The sequence below is a fragment of the uncultured Aquimarina sp. genome (genome assembly GCF_947496855.1).
In the GTDB taxonomy this organism is placed as follows: domain Bacteria; phylum Bacteroidota; class Bacteroidia; order Flavobacteriales; family Flavobacteriaceae; genus Aquimarina.
The window spans coordinates 526,157-549,286 of the sequence record NZ_CANMED010000005.1; the positions used below are offsets into that span (position 1 = coordinate 526,157).

General features: G+C 30.0%; 19 protein-coding genes. All 19 read right to left on the bottom strand.

The features are described from left to right. Positions 1–65 precede the first annotated feature (65 nt). Entirely contained in the window at positions 66–1,370 is a 1,305-nt protein-coding gene (locus Q0921_RS17180) for an O-antigen ligase family protein (RefSeq protein ID WP_299259028.1), read from the bottom strand. 121 nt (positions 1,371–1,491) lie between these two features. Beyond that, a complete protein-coding gene (locus Q0921_RS17185) occupies positions 1,492–2,844 on the bottom strand; it encodes an exopolysaccharide biosynthesis polyprenyl glycosylphosphotransferase (RefSeq protein ID WP_299259030.1) in 1,353 nt (450 codons plus the stop codon). Between the two features lie 6 nt (positions 2,845–2,850). After that, a complete protein-coding gene (locus Q0921_RS17190; protein ID WP_299259032.1) occupies positions 2,851–3,831 on the bottom strand; it encodes a UDP-glucuronic acid decarboxylase family protein in 981 nt (326 codons plus the stop codon). A 1-nt stretch (position 3,832) separates the two neighbouring features. Then, positions 3,833–5,146, bottom strand: coding sequence for a UDP-glucose/GDP-mannose dehydrogenase family protein (locus tag Q0921_RS17195; protein WP_299259034.1), 1,314 nt, complete (start codon positions 5,144–5,146; stop codon positions 3,833–3,835). Positions 5,147–5,170: 24 nt separating this feature from the next. Continuing rightward, positions 5,171–6,511 (bottom strand): undecaprenyl-phosphate glucose phosphotransferase, encoded by a 1,341-nt coding sequence (locus tag Q0921_RS17200; RefSeq protein WP_299259036.1) that lies wholly within the window; start codon positions 6,509–6,511, stop codon positions 5,171–5,173. Beyond that, a complete protein-coding gene (locus tag Q0921_RS17205) occupies positions 6,508–7,683 on the bottom strand; it encodes a glycosyltransferase family 4 protein (protein WP_299259038.1) in 1,176 nt (391 codons plus the stop codon). Before Q0921_RS17205 ends, Q0921_RS17200 begins: the two co-directional genes overlap by 4 nt. 187 nt (positions 7,684–7,870) lie before the next feature. Then, positions 7,871–9,109, bottom strand: coding sequence for an O-antigen ligase (locus Q0921_RS17210; protein ID WP_299259040.1), 1,239 nt, complete (start codon positions 9,107–9,109; stop codon positions 7,871–7,873). After that, positions 9,106–10,191 (bottom strand): glycosyltransferase family 1 protein, encoded by a 1,086-nt coding sequence (locus tag Q0921_RS17215; protein WP_299259042.1) that lies wholly within the window; start codon positions 10,189–10,191, stop codon positions 9,106–9,108. Before Q0921_RS17215 ends, Q0921_RS17210 begins: the two co-directional genes overlap by 4 nt. Beyond that, entirely contained in the window at positions 10,188–11,375 is a 1,188-nt protein-coding gene (locus Q0921_RS17220; protein WP_299259044.1) for an O-antigen ligase, read from the bottom strand. The genes Q0921_RS17215 and Q0921_RS17220 overlap by 4 nt, the downstream gene beginning before the upstream one ends. 98 nt (positions 11,376–11,473) lie before the next feature. After that, entirely contained in the window at positions 11,474–12,487 is a 1,014-nt protein-coding gene (locus Q0921_RS17225; protein WP_299259046.1) for a glycosyltransferase family 2 protein, read from the bottom strand. 18 nt (positions 12,488–12,505) lie between these two features. Continuing rightward, a complete protein-coding gene (locus tag Q0921_RS17230; protein WP_299259048.1) occupies positions 12,506–13,162 on the bottom strand; it encodes a class I SAM-dependent methyltransferase in 657 nt (218 codons plus the stop codon). Between the two features lie 360 nt (positions 13,163–13,522). Beyond that, on the bottom strand, positions 13,523–14,773 hold the full coding sequence (locus tag Q0921_RS17235; RefSeq protein WP_299259050.1) for an oligosaccharide flippase family protein: 1,251 nt from the start codon (positions 14,771–14,773) through the stop codon (positions 13,523–13,525). 59 nt (positions 14,774–14,832) lie between these two features. After that, the gene (locus Q0921_RS17240; RefSeq protein ID WP_299259052.1) at positions 14,833–15,993 is read right to left on the bottom strand and encodes a glycosyltransferase family 4 protein; all 1,161 of its coding nucleotides are present in this window, start codon (positions 15,991–15,993) and stop codon (positions 14,833–14,835) included. A gap of 134 nt (positions 15,994–16,127) precedes the next feature. After that, positions 16,128–16,823: a WecB/TagA/CpsF family glycosyltransferase gene (locus Q0921_RS17245; protein WP_299259054.1), complete on the bottom strand. Its 696-nt coding sequence runs from the start codon at positions 16,821–16,823 to the stop codon at positions 16,128–16,130. 35 nt (positions 16,824–16,858) lie between these two features. Further along, positions 16,859–18,592 (bottom strand): O-antigen ligase, encoded by a 1,734-nt coding sequence (locus tag Q0921_RS17250; protein WP_299259056.1) that lies wholly within the window; start codon positions 18,590–18,592, stop codon positions 16,859–16,861. Between the two features lie 11 nt (positions 18,593–18,603). Beyond that, on the bottom strand, positions 18,604–19,032 hold the full coding sequence (locus tag Q0921_RS17255) for a DapH/DapD/GlmU-related protein (protein ID WP_299259058.1): 429 nt from the start codon (positions 19,030–19,032) through the stop codon (positions 18,604–18,606). A 79-nt stretch (positions 19,033–19,111) separates the two neighbouring features. Continuing rightward, positions 19,112–20,152 (bottom strand): hypothetical protein, encoded by a 1,041-nt coding sequence (locus Q0921_RS17260; RefSeq protein WP_299259060.1) that lies wholly within the window; start codon positions 20,150–20,152, stop codon positions 19,112–19,114. A 192-nt stretch (positions 20,153–20,344) separates the two neighbouring features. Further along, positions 20,345–21,676 (bottom strand): hypothetical protein, encoded by a 1,332-nt coding sequence (locus Q0921_RS17265; protein WP_299259062.1) that lies wholly within the window; start codon positions 21,674–21,676, stop codon positions 20,345–20,347. Between the two features lie 3 nt (positions 21,677–21,679). After that, on the bottom strand, positions 21,680–23,125 hold the full coding sequence (locus Q0921_RS17270) for an oligosaccharide flippase family protein (protein WP_299259064.1): 1,446 nt from the start codon (positions 23,123–23,125) through the stop codon (positions 21,680–21,682). Positions 23,126–23,130 lie beyond the last annotated feature (5 nt).

A 23,130-nucleotide genomic window follows, 5' to 3' on the forward strand; every position in this document is an offset into this window, starting at 1 on the left:
AAATAGTTCTTTACCCCTTTTCTTACTAATAATTTTGATGCCTATTTCGTTTAATTTAATATCACTTACGGCACAGAAACATTTCGTATGACCCTACTACTTAAAATACTTCTCTTTTTAAGTAATAATGGAATAACAATAGAGAAGAATACAATTCCATTAAATCTTACCAACATGGATTCAAAGATTAGCGATACAAAAAGAATTAAGAAAACGGAAAATTCATTTTTACTTCTTTTCATATGTGTTGCCAACAAAATAAAAATAATAACTAAAACTCCAAATCCTATAACTCCTGTCTGAAGAAATGTCTGAAGAAATTGATTGTGTGCATTATACTTATTTTCATAATTGTAAGTATATCCTAATTCTTCATATTTTTCGATCAAAACATCATTTGCATCTCCAATTCCATATCCTAATAATGGTGCTTCTTTAATTAACTCAACACTGGCCTCCCATGACAAGAACCTTGCTTTTTCTGAGGTAGAATTATCATATTCAATAATATTCCCAAAATCTTTGACTTTCGAATAAAAATCAAAAACTCGAGGATTATTAAGAAAAACGATTAGTCCCAAAAGAAGCATGATCAGCATCGTATGTTTTCTGTTCTTATCCTTAATGTTAAAGGTTAGCAATATTGACATTATTACTAATATCATATAAGCTGCTATCGATGCTAATAAAAACAAATAAAGAAATAAAAGAACAACGATAAACGTCCGTAGTCCTGTATCCAATCTGTTTTTTAGGTAATAACTTAACACTAATAAAATATAAAGTGAAAGATAACTAGGGTTGATTAGTTTAGAAAACTCATCTCCAACAAAGTAATTCCATCCATGAACAAATACATCTAGAAATGCGGTAAAATCGTCCATTGAAATTTCAAATGAAAATCCCCCTTTAATAATGGATGCTGAGTTATAAATAGCTATTGAAAAATTTATGAAAAATGAGATAACTAATCCAAGAAGTAAGAAATCGAATAACTTTCTTACCGTGGACGCGTCTTCTTTAACAAAAAGAAATATTAAAGGAAATAAAAATAATGATAATGATCGCTGTAATATGTTCAATCCGTCGGGAATATTATCTGTATAGAAAAGACTAAAGGACATTATTATAAAATACAATGGAAACAGTAGCACTATTTTGTTCTCTAAATCGAACTTTTTCCTTGATTTAAAAAAATTGATCAAACCAAGAATAATGGAAATCACAAAAAATGGAGTTGGAAGATTAATCCCTAAAGGCAACAATAAAAAGGCTATATAAAGGCTATTCCAGAAAATAGTGAGCACCAAATTATCATCATGCTTATAGAACATTTCGGAAAGCTCGTTTATTTTTTTGTTTACTCTCACTTATTTCAATTTAAGAGATCTAAATTATATTATTCAATATATAAATGGATATATTCTAAAAGTTCAGGATTAATTCAAACCATAATTTTCAATATACTTTCAATTACAAGGTTAAATCTCGTTAATACGCTTTTTCTTCTCCTTTAATTAGATTAATTATCGTGTCTACTATAATTTTTGAATCTAATAATAACGACCAATTTTCAATATAAAAAATATCATATTTAATACGATTAACAATGTCTTCATCATTTTCCACTTCTCCTCTGTATCCTTTTACTTGAGCCATTCCTGTGATTCCAGGTTTTACCGAATGACGGAACACAAAATTATATTTATCAATTCTTTTTCCGTAATCTTTCGTATATGAAATCATATGTGGACGAGGTCCAACTACCGACATATCTCCAAAAAGCACATTAAAAAATTGTGGCAACTCGTCTATACTCGTTCTTCTTATAAAACGCCCAATTTTAGTAACTCTATGATCCTCTTTCTTAACTTGAACAAGATCTGAGAAATTTTCATCTCTCATTGATCTAAATTTATAACAAACAAACTCTTTATAGTTGATTCCATTTCTTCTGTGACTATAAATTAATGGTCCTTTGGATTCTATTTTTATAAGAACATATAATAAAGGGATTAACCAAGAGAGGATAAGGATGATAACTGATAAAGAAAAAACAATATCAAAACCTCTTTTAATTGCTCTATTCGTAGCACTATTTAATGATACATCTGGAATTGATAAAACAGGCAAGTATTCATAATAATCAGTTTGGAGGCGCTTCGAAAAAATACGTTGTGAATTCGGTATAAACTTAAGAATACTATAGTTCTGATCAGCATATTTTACGTATTCATTTACCACCTCATCAGAAATCTCATCTATTGAGCAATATATTTCATCAACGTCTTCCTTCTCTAAAAAATCAAAACTATCTTTTATTTTGTTTGTAAGTTCATCTGAGAAAACTTCTAATACCTTATACCCCAGGTCTTTTCTTTTCGCAAAAAAGGTTTTGAGTTGCTGTGCACTTTTATTGTTTCCAATTATAATCACCCTCCTATTATTTCCACCTAAATAAGAACGATATCTTCTAAGTGCATAATATGTAATAACCTTAATAATTCCTACAGAAGAAATAACAATCAAAATAAAATAAAAAGTGTCCTTTACTGAAAAGAAATTTATCTTAAGTAATCCAAAATAAGCAAATAGAAGAATTAGAATTAGTAACCCTTGCCGGATTAATAAAGAAACAATCGTAATTATTTTGGTAAATCGATATACTTCATAAAAATTCAATAAGTATGAAGATACTAACCAAACAATAGATAGGAATAAGTAAAGCTGATTTGAAACTAAATCATTAATAAAGTAATAAGAAGAAAATAAAAGAATAGCCAGATCAATTACAATGAGTATTGGTCTAATTAAGTATGAATATCCTCCTCTTTTATGGTGCATCCTACATCAAGAATAAGATGAAAAATCCTTGTGCTCACTTCTATATAACTCTTCCTGAGAAAGACCTTTAAAATATTCTAAAGTGCGTCTCATCCCTTCTGATCTATCAATTTCTGGTTGCCATCCTAAAATTTCTCTAGCTCTTGTAATATCAGGCTGCCTTTGCAAAGGATCATTGACGGGAAGTGGTTTATAAATTACTTTTTGATCAGTTCCTGTTAATTTTATGATCTCTTCAGCAAAGTCTTTAATCGTAATTTCGTTAGGGTTACCAACATTTACTGGATACACATAATCACTAAACAATAATCGATAAATTCCTTCTATTAAATCATCCACATAACAAAAAGAACGAGTCTGTAAACCTTCTCCAAAAACGGTAAGATCCTCTCCTCGTAATGCTTGTCCTATAAAAGCAGGCACCACTCTTCCGTCATTCAATCTCATTCTTGGACCATACGTATTAAAAATACGAACAATTCTAGTTTCTACTTTATGATATGTATGATAGGCCATCGTTATAGATTCTTGAAATCGCTTTGCTTCATCATATACTCCTCTTGGTCCAATAGTATTTACATTCCCATAGTAATCCTCTGTTTGTGGATGAACTAATGGATCTCCGTAAACCTCACTTGTAGAAGCTATCAGTATTCTTGCATTTTTTTCTTTTGCTAAACCTAAAAGATTGTGCGTTCCTAAAGATCCAACCTTTAACGTTTGAATTGGAATTTTAAGATAATCAATTGGGCTAGCTGGAGAGGCAAAATGTAATATATAATCTAAACTACCAGGGATGTGAACAAACTTTGAAACATCATGATCATAAAACTCAAAGTTTTTTAATTTAAATAAATGTTCAATATTATTTAAGTCACCAGTAATCAGGTTATCCATCCCGATAACGTGATAGCCTTCTTTAATGAACCGATCGCAAAGATGTGACCCTAAAAAACCTGCTGCTCCTGTAATTAGAACTTTCTTCATGTTATAATTTTATATCCTTTCTTCCAATAGAAAAATAGGAGATTTCTTCTTTTTCCATATCACTAAGATCATATAAGTTTCTTCCGTCAAAAATAACTGGATTTATAAGATCATTCTTTATTTTTTGAAAATCCGGTGTTCTAAAAATACTCCATTCTGTACAGATGATTAATGCATCTGAACCATCTAAAGCTTCATACATAGAACTCGAGAATGTTATTTTATCTGCATATTTCTTAGCAACATTGTCAATTGCTTCGGGATCGAAGGCTTTTATCTTAGCTCCTTTACTTAATAAACTATCAATTATATCAAGTGCAGGCGCTTCTCTAATGTCATCTGTTTCTGGTTTAAAAGCAAGTCCCCAAATTGCAAAAGTCTTTCCTGCAACGTCATTACCAAAATACTTTGTAATCTTTGGGATTAACACTACTTTTTGACAATGATTTACTTCTATTACAGATTCTAAAATTTTAAAGTCATAATTATCATCCTTCCCAGATTTATGTAATGCTTTCACATCTTTAGGGAAACAAGAACCTCCATACCCAATCCCTGGAAACAAAAAACGTTTCCCAATTCTGGAATCAGTCCCCATCCCTCTTCTAACCTTATCTACATCTGCTCCAACCTTTTCGCAATAATTCGCTATTTCATTCATAAAAGTGATTTTAGTAGCTAAAAATGAATTCGCTGCATACTTGGTTAGTTCTGCAGATTTTTCGTCCATTATAATTATCGGGTTACCAGATCTAACATATGGTTTATACAATTTTTCCATGAGTTCAGTAGCTCTGTCTGAAGAAGAACCTATCACAATTCTTTCTGGTTTCAAAAAATCATCTACCGCAAATCCCTCTCTTAAAAATTCTGGATTAGATACGACATCAAAACTACACTTGGCATTCATCGCTATAGCAGCATGAACTTTTTCTGCAGTACCTACGGGTACTGTACTTTTATCAACAATAACTTTATAATCAGAAATAATTTTACCTATTTCATCAGAAACCCCTAAAACATAAGATAGGTCTGCAGATCCATCCTCATCTTCAGGTGTTGGTAAGGCCAAAAAAATAATTTCTCCATGATCAACACCTTCTTTAAGCGAAGTTGTAAATCGCAATCTGTTTGCCTTAATATTTCTCTCAAATAGTACGTCTAAATGTGGCTCATAAATTGGCACTTCACCGTCTCGCATTTTTTGAACTTTTTGTTCATCTATATCAACACAAACAACTTCATTACCTGTTTCTGCCAAACAGGTTCCCGTAACCAAACCAACATAACCTGTACCTATTACTGATATCTTCATGTATTACTTTTCGTATTTTTCAAATTAATATGCTTTGTCTTCTCCTTTAAAAATATTGGCTATAGTTTGTACTATTATATATAAATCCAATAGTATAGACCAATTTTCTATATAGAAAATATCATATTTTGTTCTATTAACTATATCTTCATTACTTTCTATACCGCCTCTGTAACCTTTAACCTGAGCTAAACCTGTTATACCTGGCTTTACCAAATGTCTTACCATATATTTAGAGATTTTTGTCCCATATAGCTCATTTTGTTTCCATAGATGAGGTCTGGGACCTACAACAGACATATCACCAAATAATACATTCAAAAACTGAGGTAATTCATCAATACTCGTTCTTCTTATAAACTCACCTACTTTTGTAATACGCGGATCATTTCTACTAGCAGAATCCTCCGACTTAGAATTCATGTGCATAGATCTAAATTTATAACAAAAGAAGCCTTTTTCTTTTATTCCTGGTCTATTTTGACTAAAAAAAACAGGCCCTCTACTTTCTAATTTAATAATTAATCCCAAAATAGGTATTAACCAAGAAAGAATGGTTAATAACACAAATAAAGCTAACACAAAATCGAAAAATCTTTTACCCCAACTTTTAATAGGGTCATCTAAGGGAATTTCTCTTAATGATAATATCGGTGTTAAATCATAATAATTAAGGTACAAATTCTTTGAAAACAATTCTTTGTTATCTGGTATGAACTTTAAGTTTTTCATATGAATATCACAGAATTCTATAAACCTTTTTAAATCATTATCCTCTAATTCGTCTACAGAGCAATACACTTCATCTATTTCATTTTCTATAATATATTCGAAACTTTGCTCAATACTTCCAAGCTTTTTGTTATCGGATTGATCCGTAAAAAAACCTTCAAACCTATATCCATATCCAGGCATCGTGTTGAAAAAATTAACCAACCTCTTCGTTATGTCATTAGCGCCTATTACAATTACCTTACGATAGTTACTCCCGGTAATAATTCTATATTTTTTAAATACTTCATACAAGAATATTCTCCAAACGTTTAAGGCTAGAAATAACCATAAAAAATACCCTAAAATACTTGTCCAATGAATATTTGACTTAGAAATATACAAATACGCAAATATTAACAATATTAATATAATTATCTGTTTAGACAACAAAGCAATTATCTCTATAATTCTCGTAAAACGATATACTTTGTAAAAGGAGAGAGAAATGGATAAAATTATCCAAAAGAATATAAAAAACACTAAAGCAATAACATTTTTTGTCAAAAAAACAGATGACAAAAAATATATGATCAATAAATCTATAGCAAATAATAGCGGTCTTATATATTTAGAATATCTTCCGGTATTCATACTAATTGACTATTATTTTCTATTTTCCACTGAGAATATAGTTCTTCAACAGTTTCTTGAAATTCTTTCTCGAACCTTTCTTTGCTGAATGATTCAGAATGTTTTCTTATAAGTTCTTTGTCAAAACAATTTTCGTGTTTTTCAAAAAAAGAAATAGCTTCTTGAAGTGACTTGACTGTTTGCTCTTTATAAAAAACGCCTGTAGAATCCATTACCGTGCTTTCTTCTGAAACAAACATTCCTTTAATCGTTTCTAAAACTCCTCCTTTGGCAAATGCAATAACAGGTACTCCACAAGCCTGAGCTTCTACTGGTGCAATTCCGAAGTCTTCTTCTGCAGCAAAAATAAATGCTTTTGATTTTTTTAGTATTTCGTTTTTTTCTTTTGCCTCAAGGTATCCTTTTAGTTCTATATTACCGGAACATAATTTTTTTATCTTTTTATAATCCGGCCCATCTCCAATTACAATTAACTTGGCTTTAATATTAGTAAATGCTTTTACAATTAAATCTACTTTTTTATAAGGTACCATAGAAGAGCAAGTAACATAATAATCGGATGTTTCATCAGAAATTTCAAAAACACTAGTCTCTACTGGTGGATAAATTACCCGAGCATCTTTTCCATATATTTTCTTTATCCTTTTTGCAATATACTGAGAATTAGCAATGTAAAAATTCGGCCTGTTAGCGGAAATTATATCCCAAATTCGAAGTTTATGAAGAAAAAATTTCGCAATTATACCTTTTATCCCCTTTTGTAGACCACTCTCTTTTAAATATTGATGATACAAATCCCAAGCATATCTTACCGGAGAATGCATATACGTAATATGTAATTGATCCTGACGTGTTAATGCTCCTTTTGCTACACAAGAAGAAGATGAAATGATTAATTCATAATCTGAAAGATCAAATTGTTCTATGGCTAGAGGAAATAAAGGTAAATAAGTCCGGTATTTCCTTTTCCCAAAAGGAAGCTTTTCAATAAAAGATGTTTTTACATTATTACCCTTAAATATCTTCTCACAATCCTTATCATTAAGAGTATTAACCAAAGTATAATGATCAAAATCATTCCAAATATTCGTGAAGCTTTCTATACATCTTTCTCCTCCTCTATACTGTGTAGACCAATCGTGAACTAGTGCTTTTTTTATATTTTGTAACATGAACTATATTAAGGGCTTGTCTTTTTCAGATATTTATAAGATTATAAGATCTATAGATCTTACTTTATCAAATATTTTAATAGCGTAAAAATAAACCTTTTTAATAATTTATAATCAAATTTAAATACCTTCTGTATTTCGGCACTAAATCTATGCTTTTCGATTATGCTTACAATTCTTTTGAATATCAATTTTCTTTGTTTTCTGAGAAAAACAGAATCGAATTAAAAAAACTAAAAAAAATGACTCCGTCATGTCTACTCAATATATTCTCAAACACAAGACAAAGAAAAGTTAATAGTAAAAAGGGTATATAGAGTTTTATTAAAGACCATCGAATCCATAAAAAAACCGACAAGAGATATGCCAACAATCCTACTATCCCTGCTGCTAAAAAAACCTGTAGGTACTGACTGTGTGAATTAAAATGAAACCTAGTAAAAAGATCGGTATAACCAAATTCTAAGTCATAACATTGTTGTAATTCAATATTCACATTACCAATTCCATAACCAAATATTGGTTTTTGAATGATTTTTTGTGAAGCGCAATAATAAATAACACTTCTTATGTCTTCATTGGATATTAATGGGTAAGTGTTCTCATATTTTCCTGGCGGGATAGCGTTTTCATAATTTTTAACTTCCTGAATTTTCTCTAAAACTGGCTTCCAAAAAACTAATGACCCCGTAAAAAGCAATAATGAGAATATCAACAAAATATGTTTTCTTGAAACCTTTAATAATGACAGAAGCAGCCACGCAAAGGCAATAGTAGTACCAAATAAAGGCATTCTAGCTCCAAGGATATATAACCAATACAAAAAGTAAATCATCAATAAAACCTTTATTCCTATGATAATTTTACTTTTATTAGTTTTAAACAATAACCAGAGTGTACTCAAAACTGCGAAACTGATCCATAAAGATAAGTAAGTTCCATGTACATCGATAGATTCCTCTATAATACTTCTTATTTCCCAAGAAGTAATTTTAGAATAGTAAATTATTTCAAAAAAAGAGATATGCAAATATGACAGTAATAGAAAATTAACAGCTATATATAGATAAAGTACAATCTTAAGCTTTTGCTTATTCCAATATTGTATATTAAGAAGCAAGAATGAAAAAGGTAAAAGCAAAATTGGGGCAGTACGAACAATCATCTTAGCTCCAGAGTCAAAATTATCCAAATGAAATAAGCTCCCTATATAAATAACACTCAAGGAACCTAAACTTATTAACCGCAATGTTTTTTTAGTAGTCCAAAATTTTCTTCCATTTAATAAAAAATATAATAAAGCTAAGACAGTCACTATAATTATTAATGTACTATGGACACCTCTTGGAAGAATTGGAAAAAATGATAAGGCACAAATTAAAAAAAAATGCAACTTCTCATAATATGATGTAACCTCTATACTCATCCTAGTTTTTTAAGAATCGCTATATGTTTTTTTATAGAAAATTTCCAATCAAAATTTTTAATCTGCTGTAATCCCTTTTGTTTCAGTTCTAATCTTAGCTTATCATCTGATAGCAATCTGATTATTTGTTCTTTTAAGTTAAAGGGATCATTGGGATCAAAATACAGTACAGCGTCTCCTCCTACTTCTGGTAAACTTGCTTTATCAGAACTTAATACTGGTACCTCACAAGCCATTGCTTCCAATAAAGGTAGGCCAAAACCTTCGTACAAGGACGGAAATATAAATAATGTAGCATTTCTATATGCCTCTGAAACCTGATTATCTGGCACATAACCCGTAAAATGGATATTTTCAATTAAATCGTGATCCTCTATATAATTAAAAATCTCTGTATCCTGTGTTATAAAACCATCTTTTCTTCCTAAGATAACAAGCTTATATATTTCCTTTAGTTCTGTTTTGAGTTGATTATATGCTTTTAATAAAATGATAAGGTTTTTATGTGGTTTAACATTACCTACGAACAAAAAATAATTCAAAGGTAAGATCATATCAATTTTACCTGTTTTTTTATTTGCGAAACTTTGATCTACACCACCATAAATAACGTTTATTTTAGAAGAATCTATGGAAAAATGTTTTAGAATTTCTGATTTGGAAAACTCAGAAACAGTACATATTTTATTACTTCGTTTGGCTGCATTTTTATATAGTATTTTAGCCCAAAGCCTCTTTATATAAGAAAAATACCTTGGATTTGATAGGTGATTAACATCATGTATAGTTACCATTTTTTTAACACTTCTTACAGGTAATAAAGGTGCATTAAAATGAGGAACCCAAAACACATCACAAACAGGAATTCGCCTTGGATAAAGCAACTGCTCCGAAATGGAATAAACTTTAGCTCGAAATGGAATAATTTTTACATTTCGACTCCAATTGAACTGACTGATTATATCGGGATCACCTAATACAACAACGTCGTCAAAATAATCTACAATAGAAGGAATAATATTTTTAATATAGGTTCCAATTCCTGAGTTATTAATTAACCTAACATCTATAACCAGTTTCATTGTCCTAATATTTTCAATTTTGAAGAAGGATCGTCCAAAGTGTTCCCATTGGTTTCAGAGATTCCTGTTAAAGCTAACCCAAGTAATATCCAGGGATACATAAAATGGATCTGTACTCCAAATATAAAAAGCAACACAAACCCTATCAATAATACCGTTTTTCCATTCTGTACTCTAATCCTTTTAAAGATAATACCCAGAATACTAAAAAATACTAAAACCCCTAAAACACCATTATCAACTAGTATGTCCACGATACCTCCGTATCCATGGGCATCTAAATTCCTAATTTTTTTTGGTGGTAACGGAAAAATACCACGATACTCTTTATTATTACGGATTAATGGATAATTACCAATTCCTATACCAAAAATTGGATTTTCTTGAATAATTTTAGGTGCTATAAAAAATCCTGGGATTCTACCCAGTACCAGATTAGGATCATTAGGTCTTTCTTTTACAGAAACTTTAATATTATCAAAATGGTCAATGTACATATGACTTATGTTCTTAAACAAAAAGAAAAATCCTATCAAAAATACAATGACCGCTGGAAGTAAAATTGGTTTCAATTTATCTTTTACTAACCCAAAATTTTCTACACCCAACCATACAACACAACAAAGTGTTCCTGCTTTTGATTGCGCCATAAAAACGATTACAATAAATAAAAAAATTCTTCTAATAATTATTCCTTTTCTATCCTTTAATAAGCTGGATAATATAAAAATAAAACTGAGCATCAATCCGTATGGGCCACCCTCTACAAAATACCCTCTAAGTCTGATATCCCAACCATATACTAAGCGCGTATCATTTATGGAGATGATATTAAAGATTACCAAAAGATATATAAAGGCAAATAATACCGTTATTGCTATATTTAAATCAATAAATTTAGATAGATAAAACGTAAATTCTCCTTTCTTTTTTAAAGATTGAAAATATAAAAACACAATATTACATAACATCAAACAGCTAATAATTTCTATATATCTTCCTATTGTGATCCAGTAAGGCCTTTTTAGGAATGACGGTTCCAAATATGTAAAACTTAAGTGACTTGTTACCAATAAAGAAATAAGGACAGCTCCTGTAAAGAAAAATAAGAAATAGCTTACATACTTATTTAATCTACCCAGTAATACGAATGGAGTAACCCCTAAAACCAATAATTCTGTCACCTTAATCAGACCAATTTTTAGATCCGTAAACTGAATGCAAAAGGTCAAAAATAAAAGGACCAGTGTGTTGAATATAATGTTTTTCTTCTCCAAACTTATTAGGTAGTAAATATCAATTTTATAATCTTTGGAATTCGACCAAAGTTACCAGAAAATATCCTTTTCAACACCGTAACGGTTAAGATAAATAATTTTACAGTCCATAAATAGTTTTTAAAATACTTTCGTGAAAACAATATTCTATTACGTAAGGATAATAAATCGATGAATTCCGTTTTTTGCTTCTTATTTTTAGATAATGTTGATTTTCCGTGTTTATGAAATACTCCAAAAACAGGTATTATTGATGTTTTACCTCCAATTTTTTTTGCTCTTTCGACCCAATCTAATTCTTCAAAGAAGAGAAAATATTCTTCATTCATCAATCCCACTTGTCTTAAAAAAGCCATGGAAAATATCATAGAGGCACCAATAGGGTAATCAATTTTGTAATTATCGATTTTAAAATCATCGGTATATGATAAACCCTCTCCTATATGCGATGTAATACCTGATAACCTGTGATACTTTCCTCCAATTGTTTGAATTTTTATGGGTTCGTAATACTCACGTAAGGGTGTTCCAAATAAAGTGCTTTCTATTTCTTCTCTCGAAATTCTTTTTAATTGCTCCTTTATTTGATTCATTGTATCAGAAGCAACAACAGTGTCATTATTAAGTAGCCAGATATAATCATCCGAAGATCCAAATTTTTGTATATAACGAAGTGCAATATTATTTGCAACCGCAAAACCTTTGTTTTCTTTCGCTTTTACAATAAGGAGTTTCTCACCAAAAACCTGTTTTTCCAACTTTTCCTCCTGCAGTGAAATATAATCTATTGGTTTGTTTACTAAGGGTTTTACATACTGAGGGAAATTGGTATCGCTTTCAAAACTCATTTCACCATTAGCCCAAGCCCTCAAGTGATCAAAGTCGTTATCTAAATTACTATTGTCTATAACAATAGTTTGAAAATTTTGGTTTCCTAAGTGATATAAGGATTCGAGACACTCAATTGTATCTTGGTAGCCATTATAGTTAACAATCAGTATGTAGAATTTGTATTTCAATATAATAACAACAAATTATTATCCTTCCTTTTTAATTCTGAACAAAAATTGAGAAGTAAAAAACTGTGTTAGCAAGCCTAACGTAATCTTATTTATGATTGTTGCTTTAGATTTTATAATCTTATTATTTGGCACTATAGCTTTAATCTTTAAATCTTTCTGAGAATTAAATAAAGCAATCATATCGGATTTACAAAAAAATCTAAAATGTGTTCTATCAAAAATACCTTCATCTTCATATTTAAAACTACCTTTTATGAAAATTTTTACAAGAGCAGAATAGTGTCTTATATTCGGTAAACTAACCAAAAAACTTCCGTTATCTACTAAATATTCTTTTAATTTATAAACAACATCTTCTGGCATTTTTAAATGTTCTAAAACATCTGCTAAAATTATAATATCATATTTAGTAAATCCATCTGGGAGATTATTTTCAATATCTAAAATTTTAATGGAGTCGAACTTATCTTTATGTTCCGTGATGTCTACAATATCTATTAAATGGATTTCAGATGCAATTCCTTTTTCTTTAAGGTATAATAATGTATTTCCTTTGCCCCCTCCTATTTCAAGGATTTTTAAATTCTTGCGGTCTTTAATAAAATCAACAATATCCATTCTGACGTTAGAAAAATACTCACGCTCCTTTTCTAAATATACCTCTTCTAACATAAAATAATAAATTTAATAATTTTGTACAAACTACTTAATCAAAACGAATTCTGTAATATTTCACTAATCTAAACTTTACCTTTTTGTTTGGTTTTTGATCAATTTTTTAAACCTCTATTTATTTCTCCTGTAAAAGAATAATAATTGCTTAAATGACCTATTCTATTCCGAACATAATTTCTCTCGTGTTCAATATTTTTCATTGTTTGCTATGGCAAACTTCACAAGTATCTCTTTTCAAACCAAGTCATATTACTTCTATCTCCAACTGAATTGGCGACTGGTAAACAATCTAAAGCCAAAAATATACTTTTTAAACAACATACTTGGTAACGTAATAAGACAAATTGAATTGCCCTCCTACTTCGTGTTTTTAGCGATTCTATAATATAACCACTGAAGAGATATAACGTATAGTAGTTCAACAAATAATACCGTATAGAATACACCCTCTGCGCCATAAAATTTTGCCGCTAGCAAGCAGGTCAACATACCTATCAACGGAATGGATAGAAATGTCCTCATTATTGCTTTTTTCTCATCCATTGCTAACAGCAACAAATAAACAGGACAATTAAAAATTACAATAACTAGACCTAGTAAGGCTAAATGGAGTAAACGTGTTGATAATACCATATAGTCCTCTACAAAATATGCTATTATCGGTTGTTGAAAATTCCATACTAAAAAAAGCGCTATCAGCATGAACAACACCACAAAAAAATAGGTCTTTTTTATGAGCCGAACTGCCTGATGTTTAGATTTCTCTATCATCTCTGAAATCCTAGGAAGCATCAAATTAATATAAATAGAAAAAGGCGCCCGCATTACGTTATATATCTTTTCTACAGCAGCAAAAACTCCTACAATCTCATTGGTAGCAAAAAGACTGAGGATGATAGGGTACAAACTAGTGGATATATATACGCTAATGTTTGACACAAAATAGTGCGCACTTCCTTCGATTTCTATAAGCAATTCGTTAAACGAAAATCCAACCCATCTTAAATTAACCTTTCTCTTAATTAAAAAGAGAGAAATAAAACCACTGATTAGGATACCTGCACCAAAAATAAAGTTGATGTATATATAGTCTTCGGGGTTTTTAATCATAAAAAAAATTCCAAATAGATATATGGTTTTATTTAGTATCGTTACAAAACTTAACCCTTTGATTAATTGAAGTCCTTGCAGCGCCCAGTTAAGGTTTAAAATGGAAGAAAAAGGAATCAAAAGAGACAACAAAAATAATGTAGCGTGTACTCTAAGATAAGGTATCAATGTCATTAGCAATAAAAACAGTAGACTTATACTAAAAAACAAAATAGCTTTGGTATATAATGCTTTTATGATAATAGCACTTTTTTCTGAATCTGTTCTGCTTTTTGACAAGCTATTTACTCCAGAAATTGCATATCCATAATCAATAATCAATGACAAAAAAAAAGTGGTTGAAAATGCTACTACCGACAATCCATAATTACCGAGGCCAATCACTTTAATTAGGTATGGAATAATAATCACGGGGATTACTAAACCATATAAACTACTCACCCCAAGAAAAGCAGATCCCGAAAAGAAGTATTTTAGGTCTTTGGATGAGACATTCATTTATTTTCGTAATATCAGTATTAACAGCAAAAATCAGAAATTAGTATTCCTCATTAACTCTATGATTTTCCTTTATCATTCTTATCAGAGTAGTCTTTTTGTTTTAGGACACCATCTTTTATCCTATCCACTCTCCTTTTAAATAAAATTTTCCTTTTAATATTAGTAAAACTATAATCAAATCGATAAAAAAGATAAGCCATAATTATAACAAAGGTTATAAGAAAAAGAACCAAATAAAAATTATATGATGTACTACCTAAAATTATCATTAATATTACAAAAATCAGGTTAAAGCCACCGATAATAAAACTTGCTTGTCTATGTGATAATTTAAAAGTATCTAAAAGTATATGATGTGTATGGTTCCTATCTGGCGAAAATGGGCTTTTTTTGTTAGCTACTCTTATTGTAAATACCCTAGCAGTATCAAATAACGGAACAATCAGTATGCTAATGGCTATCAAAGGTATATTTTCTAAAAGAAATGGCAAGTTATTATAGGATTCTGGAGATAATGCTAAAAATTTAAGCGTTAAGGTACTTATAATAAAACCAACAATTAATGAACCTGTATCACCCATAAAAATCTTTTTACTAGAAGATAAATTATAACTTAAAAAAGCAATAAGTGATCCATTTAAGGCCAATGAAACAAGAACGTAAAAATATTCTTCTGTTAAATAAAAAATGGTAGTGTAAATTACTAAGATGACAATTCCAACAATAGATGCCAGTCCATCTATACCATCAATCAAATTGTAAGCATTTATAATAGTTAACATCATAAATCCGCCTACCAAATAATACACATAAATAGGGATTTCATATATTCCCAAAAATCCATTTAATGATGTAATTCTGAAGCTTTCGTTACTTAGAATAAAAAGAATTGCTGCCAATTGTGCAGCTAATTTGGTATAAGGAGAAAGTACTAATAAATCATCCTTTAATCCTACAATAAAAAGAATGGTCAAACCTGGTACAAAAAAAATAGCTTCATCGTATTGATCCCAATTATGAAGAAAAAACAAGGCAAATATCAAAGTGTAAAAAAAAGAAACCCCACCTAAAGTTGGTGTTTTCTTAACATGTGAGCTTCTAATATTCGGGTTGTCCATTAAGTTTTTATACTCTACAACACCAATAATTTTAGGTATTGTAAAATACGTAAGAGCATAAGCTCCAATAAAAAATAGAATAGGAAAATATAACTGCAAATTTTCTAAATTTTGTGGGTATAAAAGTAATAAATATTAAAGAAGAAATAGAATATTTCTATAATCTACATCTTTCTCACAACCAGTTAGTATAATAATGGTTAGAAATAAAGAGACTACATTATAAAGCCTTTTTATATTTTATTGAATATTATTTTAATAGCAAATGCTAGAAGGTTTACTTGCCTCCTCCATCTTGTCGGCTCTTTTAAAAGTCTGTAAAGCCATTCTAGTCCAAATTTTTGATATACTCTTGGAGCCCTATTTTTTAGACCGCAATATACATCAAAACTACCACCTAAGCCCATATATAAAGCTGGATATTCCTCCAAAAATCCAGCTAATAAATATTCCTGTTTTGGACTTCCCATGGCAACAAATATTACCTTTGGTTTTTTCTTTTTAAAATCCTGAATTAATTTCGCCTCGTCTTCCGGTTTAAAATATCCGTTTCTATATCCTACAATATTTACATCAGGAAAATCTTCTTTTAATTTTGTAATTGTCTTTTGGATAACTTCTTCCTTGGAACCTATTAAATAAAATGATTTGGAACTTGAATATCTCTCAATAATATCTAACCAAAACTCTGCACCGGCAATCTTAATACTTTTTAATCCTTTTCTTTTAAGAGCTAATACCGCTCCTACTCCATCGGGGTAGCCAATATTTCTATTAATAATATCATCCAATGGGCTTTCCTTTCTATTTAATTTTTCTGCATTTAACGCAACTAAAATCTTCTTTTTACCATCGATATAATCCAGCATTTGATCCTTGCTGGTAAAAGCAAAAATCCTTTTATTATTTAAGAATCTTATATTATCCATGATTAAATTTTATGTCATTATTTTTTGAACAGAAATCAATCTTTATTCATCTTATAGTTTAGAAATAAGCAATACCAAAAAACAAATAAATTTATCCCTGCCTGTCTTGATATGAATGATTCAAAAATAAAAAGAACCGTTATCAGCACACAATAACTCATTATAAACTTGTTATTGGCAACTTTAAAAGGATAAACCAATATAAGCAATAAAGATAATAGCCCTATGATACCCATACCTGTTAATGTTTCCAAAAACTGATTGTGTGAGTTATATTCTCTAAACTTCAAATTTTTATCCGGTCTAATGTTTTTGAACACTTCTTTTTGAACATTACTAGAACCATGCCCAAAAACGGGCTTTTCCTTAATTGATTTAATAGACGACTCCCAAATAAAACTTCTTGCCTCATTTTTTACAAGTTGCTCAACCTTACTCTTAAGGTATTCTTTTTCATAAATCGCAACAGATGAAATCAATATAAATGATGAAATGAAAACAAAAATTAACTGTTTTTTTGAAAATTTTAAATTCTTCAGGACGATTAAAAAAACACCTGAAAAAGAAAGCAACATTGCTATTCTTGCCTTTGTGAGATAAATAAATAAGACTAAAATGATATATAATGCAAGATGTTTTATGTCTAGTTTTTTTAAGCTAAAAAAATCTGTCAAGAAAATCATAAGAATTAACCCTCCGTAATAACTCGAATGCCAAAAATAATTAAATCTTAAGGTTACAAATTCTGAAAACCCAGTCAAAATTCCCTTAGAATAATAGATATCTACTGAAGTAATTAAAAAGGCAATAGTATAGATTGCAACGCTTATCTTGGTTGCATCCAGAATAAACTTTAGCATCTTTTCTGTAATGAACATAAAACAAAACGGCATTAACAAGATAACCAAAGTATCAACAACCCTTTCTCCTTCATTAGCAGAGAAATCAAGCATTAGAAACTTTATAACTTGAACTATAAAGAATACGAATAAAGGCCAATAGTACTTCTTTACCTCTAAAAAAATATCCTTTTTTGTATAAGTCTTCAGATGTATTAGAAATAGAAATACTCCTACACCTAAAAATAATGTTGAGCTAACAGGCCAAAACGGAAAAAGTAGCATCCAAATTATCAAAAGTATACCTCTTGCATTCTTATAAGAGAAAATCTCTTTGATCGTTAATTCGCTTCGATCCGAATAAAGGAAATAAATAAGTATTGAAATAAAAATAAGAACGTTACCATACCATGGCAGGATACTTCTCTTTTTTACTCTTCTTATTTTATTGATTACCTCATTATTCTTTAACATCACCCATCGATTACCATCCATTAAACTGGTAATTACCATCTCGTTATTTAATAGCTGTGCCTTGGCCCCAACACTATTATAATCTACTAGTTTATGAGGATCATCAATAATCTTAGTTTTTCGATCATTCGAAATCTTAATTTCATTAATTGTAAATGCCTGATCTTTTACTCCTATCCATGCAATTGCCGCATACTCTATATCTATATTTTCGGGAATATTTACTATAATTGATCTAGATTTGCCCGCCAACTTCTTTCTGGGAGAGAGTACTCTCTTCTCATTAAAAAATTCCTTGTAAACAATCCAATAATCGGTAGGTTCTTGGCTAGATATATCTATCTCGATACTACCTTGAACAAACTCTTTGTCATAAATAAAAAAATATGACAACATATTGATAAAAAAAACAATAACTAAGCTGGTCAAAATATGTAATCTATAAGATTCTCTCATCCCTACCAGTATTACTTTCGTTCTTTTATAAGTCTTGCCGGAACACCACCAACTATAGTATAACTATTAACATCTTTGGTCACCACAGAATTTGCTCCAACTATTGCCCCTTTTTTTATAGTAACCCCTGGTAAAATAACTACCCCTTTTCCAATCCATACATCATCTTCAATTACAACTTCTTTGGTTATTGAAGTTCCGCATGTAACCATGGGTACATTTATATCATCATAGACATGAGTGTTGCTATACACCGATACGTTGGGTGCTATCATGACATAATTTCCAATACTAACTTCTCCCTGTAGAAAGACATTCTCATTGATTCTAACATATTTTCCGAATCGCACGTTTTTTGCATTAGAGAGATATACGTTATATTCGAACTTGGAGTTTTTATCGAAGGGCATTAATCTTAAAACCTTTGAAACATACCACATTCTTATCCTATTTGAAAACTTTATCAGTCTGGAATGAGGCAACTTTGATACCAATAGATAATATATTATTAGCTTTATTTTATGCATTTTTTGTTGATCTTAACAAATTAATATTTCCACACATTGCCCCTAAAAGGCCGGCAACCATAAATCCAAACGAATTAACCAAAACCGGTGTAAAAAAGCTAATTAACAATACATAAAATACAATATATCTTTTTATATATGTGTTAAACGCATTAGGGATGTTTGGTTTACATCTATAGATTAAGTAAAAAAAACAGACAAACAATAGTATCCCAATTCCAATTTCTGTTGTAAAAGTGAATAAAAAAGCATCATAAATGGGTCCTCTCCTCCCTGTACTTTTATACCCTAACATTTCGGGACCTACATTGTACTTCCTATAAATATGATCCAGTTCCAGAGACATTTTGGATCCAAAAGTTCCCACTCCGGTACCAAATGGAAAATTATCCGACAAAATGGTATAAGAATAGTCGACAATTTTCCAACGTACATACTTCGAACTCAAGGCTACTTTATTTGCGGTACTGAAAAAAACCTGATAATAAACAAATAGCCCAAGTAGTACTGTACTAAAAGTTATTGCTCTTCTAATCCATAAATAAATTTTACTTCTACCTGGGTAGGGGAAAAATATCAAGAATAGAAACGTAAGAAAAACTTCTTTTCTCGAAAAAGACAAAATACAAATTATTACAGACATAACTAGCAATGCCTTAGCTTTTCTAGTAATCTTGTTTTCTAACCCATAGTAATAATAATGCCAGAGAAACAGGTATATCGCAGTGAAATTTGCCAGACTTGGTCCGGAACCAAAAAAAGAAACCAAATAAAATCTTCCAATCCCTCTATCAAAATGTTTAAGTGCCATAAACTCCCTGAAAAAATCAGATAAAAACAATTCTACAAAAGCTAATAGAATTACGAACACTAAAACTTTATCAGCAACTAATTTTAAATCAGTAATTATTTTTGCTTTCTCTTCCTGAAGAAAGGAAAAAAAATAAAAAAAATAAAAAAAGAACTGAGAATACATTAGTATTTGCACATAGCTCAAAAAATAATTATTCTTTACCAAGGAGAGAAATGCCATATAAAGAATAATTGTAATAGGCACAAAAAAGAAAGTAGATATCCTATTTCTTTTTACTATTCTCAATAGAAACAGCAGGAGAACAAACAAACTCAATAATTCATTATAAATATCAAATGCCATCCCAAATTTCTGGGTCATCTTATTTAAAAATGGCTGGATTATTAACAGTATAAATATTAGTCTGTGCACTTATATACTTAATTTCAGATTCTCTAAGTTTTCTAGATAATTTCTAATAAAATAACCATTATATTCTTTAGAAATTTGATGTTCTTCAATATTTAACTCATCGCTATCATTGATAACTAAAGCATTCAATTTCTTTACATCAAAATACTTTTCAGAAAGTCCATCTATATTAAAAAAAATGGTTTTTACATCAAAATACATTGCCTCAATAGCTGTGGTAGAATATATAGTAATATTATAATCACTATATTTTAAAACTTGATAAATATTATACTTTGGTAACAAAAAGATGTTTTCATCAATTATTTCCTTATAACTTTTTCCAGAATATTTAGGCCTTAGAATATATAAGTGGTTTTTATTGTTTCTTGCTTGTTTTGCCACCCAAGTCAAAAGTTCTTCCTCGTGTACACCTTGCAGCGTAACACAAAAAACTGCTTCAAACTTTTCTTTATACCCGTTTAATTCGACGTCTGAATAATTCTTATAAATCTCATCCAAATAAAAACTTCCAACTGGGATCAATTCACTCTTTTTAAATATAAAATGATCATGTAAATTATCTTTCTCTTCGTTCCCAAAAGTTAGCATAAAATCGGGGTATGACTCTTTTGGTAATTGACCATGATAATTATAAAACTGATGATTTTTTCCTATAAAACCATGTTGTGCTTCATAAACCAATACATTATTATTTTTTGCAGCAGTCACGATTGGAACTTTAGTATAGTTACAAATAATGAATATTGCTTTGGGTCTGATAAACCTGAATAAAAAATCATAAAACCTATATTCACCATAAAATCGTTTTAAATCTTTTTTATGATCAAAAGTAAGGTCATAGTCCTTTTTTATCTTTAATAGTTCCTCTTCATTTTCAAGATCAACGGTGACGAAAAATGAATAAATTATAGATAATAGTTTGAAAGATAAATCTGAAATAATATTTAAAGAATGAGATTGTTTGGAATTATAGTGTTTGTGAATTGCCCATTCTACAAAACAACTTTTTTTCTGACCTACCTTATCTGCAATACCGTCAAAAAAAACATCGTAATATTTTCCGTTTATCAAAGATCTCTTGTCTGCATTATTGAAAAAAAGAAAATCATATCTTCTTAACATAAACAATTTATAAAACCCTCTGAAGAAATTTCTAATAAGCTGAAACTTGTTCCTAACTCTTAGTTTTGCACTATAATTATACTTTTTCTTATAAATATCATAGAAAATCTTATGTCGTAAGAAAGGCCAAACTCTTAGAGAATTAAAGGTGATGTCTGAAACATCATATTCAGATTCAATAGTATTAAGTTCATTAGTTTGCGACATTCTTTATGAGACTTTTCTAAAATTTAAAAATTGTTTAATCCTTTTGTAATTAATAATAATTAAGGGTGCAACAAAAATAAACAAAACTGAAGTCTTTCCGAGTATCGAAACCCAAACATTAAAATCTTCTATTTTGGGTTGTACCAAATAGACAAGTAAGCTCAACAAGCTCCCAGCTATAAATACCAAAGATATCTTTACTATGTTGTAAGGTATAGCATAGAATCGTTGACTTACATAATACGCTAATGTACAAAACAGCAGTTTGGAGGAAAGACTTGCTAATCCAGCACCAATAAATCCATATCTCGGAATCAACATATAATTTACACCAATATTAACCAATGCGCCAAACAAGGACAATAGGGGTAATATCTTTGTTTTATCAAGAAAAAAAACGTTACTAAAACAAAAATAAAACCCATTAACTACGAAGGCCAATGCGATCAGAGGGACCACTTGCCACGATGTTGGGTACTTATTTTTAGAAATTATAAATATTACCTCGGGAGCCAACCAACTTACTACAATTGCACAAAAAACATAAAAAAAAACAATTTTCTCTGCCGTATCTGCTAAACGTTGTTTGCTCTTTTCATTCATTTTAACCTGTTCAAAGAACCATGGACTATAGGCAGAATTCACACCAAGAGTAATCATATTTACCAATTTCCCAATTTGCGATCCAATATCAAAAACAGCAACCATTTCAAGAGTTGTAAGAGCATTTAATATAATTCTATCAGCCAAATTCATTGCCCAGGAAAACAAGTTATGTGGCAATATTGGGAGAGCATATTTAAGAACTTTTCTTAAAATTGAAAAATCCAATGAATAGCTTATTTCTTTACTAAACTTTATTAAAGTAATTACCATCATCAAAAAATTAGCCGTCGCAAGTGACAATAGCACTCCTTCAGACTGCATCTTAAAAATGATGACAAAAACTAGCGTTAAGGAAATTAAAACCGAAAAATAGAGAAAGTCCAATCCAGCTGAAACGGATGCCTTTTGTTTCGCCTTTAGATACGATTGATAATAAAAATAGGCTGGCTGAAAAAATACGCTTAAAAATGCCAAAAACAGATATGGATAAAATTCAATATCCTTGAAAAAAACCTGAATAAGAAGGTCCTTTGCCAGAAATAGAAATGAGGTAAGCACCAATGCGAATATAAGTAAGAAACTAAAACTGGTTCCTAACAGTTTTCTTAAATATTGTTCTTCTTCTTTATGTTTATAATAATAAAATGACGTAGATCCCCGCAAAGAAAGTCCCGCAATAAGCACAAAAAAGGGAACTGCGGCCATCAAAATACTTAAAACACCATATTGATCTTTAGAGAGATATATCGTATATAATGGAAGTAAAAAAAAACCCAGACCACGTTGCAGCAACGTAAATAGGGTGTATATAAGTGAGTTCTTTAGTAGTTTTTCTCTAGCCATTAAAC

Bases quoted from the DNA above. Each gene is read 5' to 3' on its own strand.
- Q0921_RS17185 (WP_299259030.1), bottom strand. From the start codon at position 2,844: ATGCACCATAAAAGAGGAGGATATTCATACTTAATTAGACCAATACTC.
- Q0921_RS17190 (WP_299259032.1), bottom strand. From the start codon at position 3,831: ATGAAGAAAGTTCTAATTACAGGAGCAGCAGGTTTTTTAGGGTCACAT.
- Q0921_RS17195 (WP_299259034.1), bottom strand. From the start codon at position 5,146: ATGAAGATATCAGTAATAGGTACAGGTTATGTTGGTTTGGTTACGGGA.
- Q0921_RS17200 (WP_299259036.1), bottom strand. From the start codon at position 6,511: ATGAATACCGGAAGATATTCTAAATATATAAGACCGCTATTATTTGCT.
- Q0921_RS17205 (WP_299259038.1), bottom strand. From the start codon at position 7,683: ATGTTACAAAATATAAAAAAAGCACTAGTTCACGATTGGTCTACACAG.
- Q0921_RS17210 (WP_299259040.1), bottom strand. From the start codon at position 9,109: ATGAGTATAGAGGTTACATCATATTATGAGAAGTTGCATTTTTTTTTA.
- Q0921_RS17215 (WP_299259042.1), bottom strand. From the start codon at position 10,191: ATGAAACTGGTTATAGATGTTAGGTTAATTAATAACTCAGGAATTGGA.
- Q0921_RS17230 (WP_299259048.1), bottom strand. From the start codon at position 13,162: ATGTTAGAAGAGGTATATTTAGAAAAGGAGCGTGAGTATTTTTCTAAC.
- Q0921_RS17235 (WP_299259050.1), bottom strand. From the start codon at position 14,773: ATGAATGTCTCATCCAAAGACCTAAAATACTTCTTTTCGGGATCTGCT.
- Q0921_RS17245 (WP_299259054.1), bottom strand. From the start codon at position 16,823: ATGGATAATATAAGATTCTTAAATAATAAAAGGATTTTTGCTTTTACC.
- Q0921_RS17250 (WP_299259056.1), bottom strand. From the start codon at position 18,592: ATGAGAGAATCTTATAGATTACATATTTTGACCAGCTTAGTTATTGTT.
- Q0921_RS17255 (WP_299259058.1), bottom strand. From the start codon at position 19,032: ATGTGGTATGTTTCAAAGGTTTTAAGATTAATGCCCTTCGATAAAAAC.
- Q0921_RS17260 (WP_299259060.1), bottom strand. From the start codon at position 20,152: ATGGCATTTCTCTCCTTGGTAAAGAATAATTATTTTTTGAGCTATGTG.
- Q0921_RS17265 (WP_299259062.1), bottom strand. From the start codon at position 21,676: ATGTCGCAAACTAATGAACTTAATACTATTGAATCTGAATATGATGTT.
- Q0921_RS17270 (WP_299259064.1), bottom strand. From the start codon at position 23,125: ATGGCTAGAGAAAAACTACTAAAGAACTCACTTATATACACCCTATTT.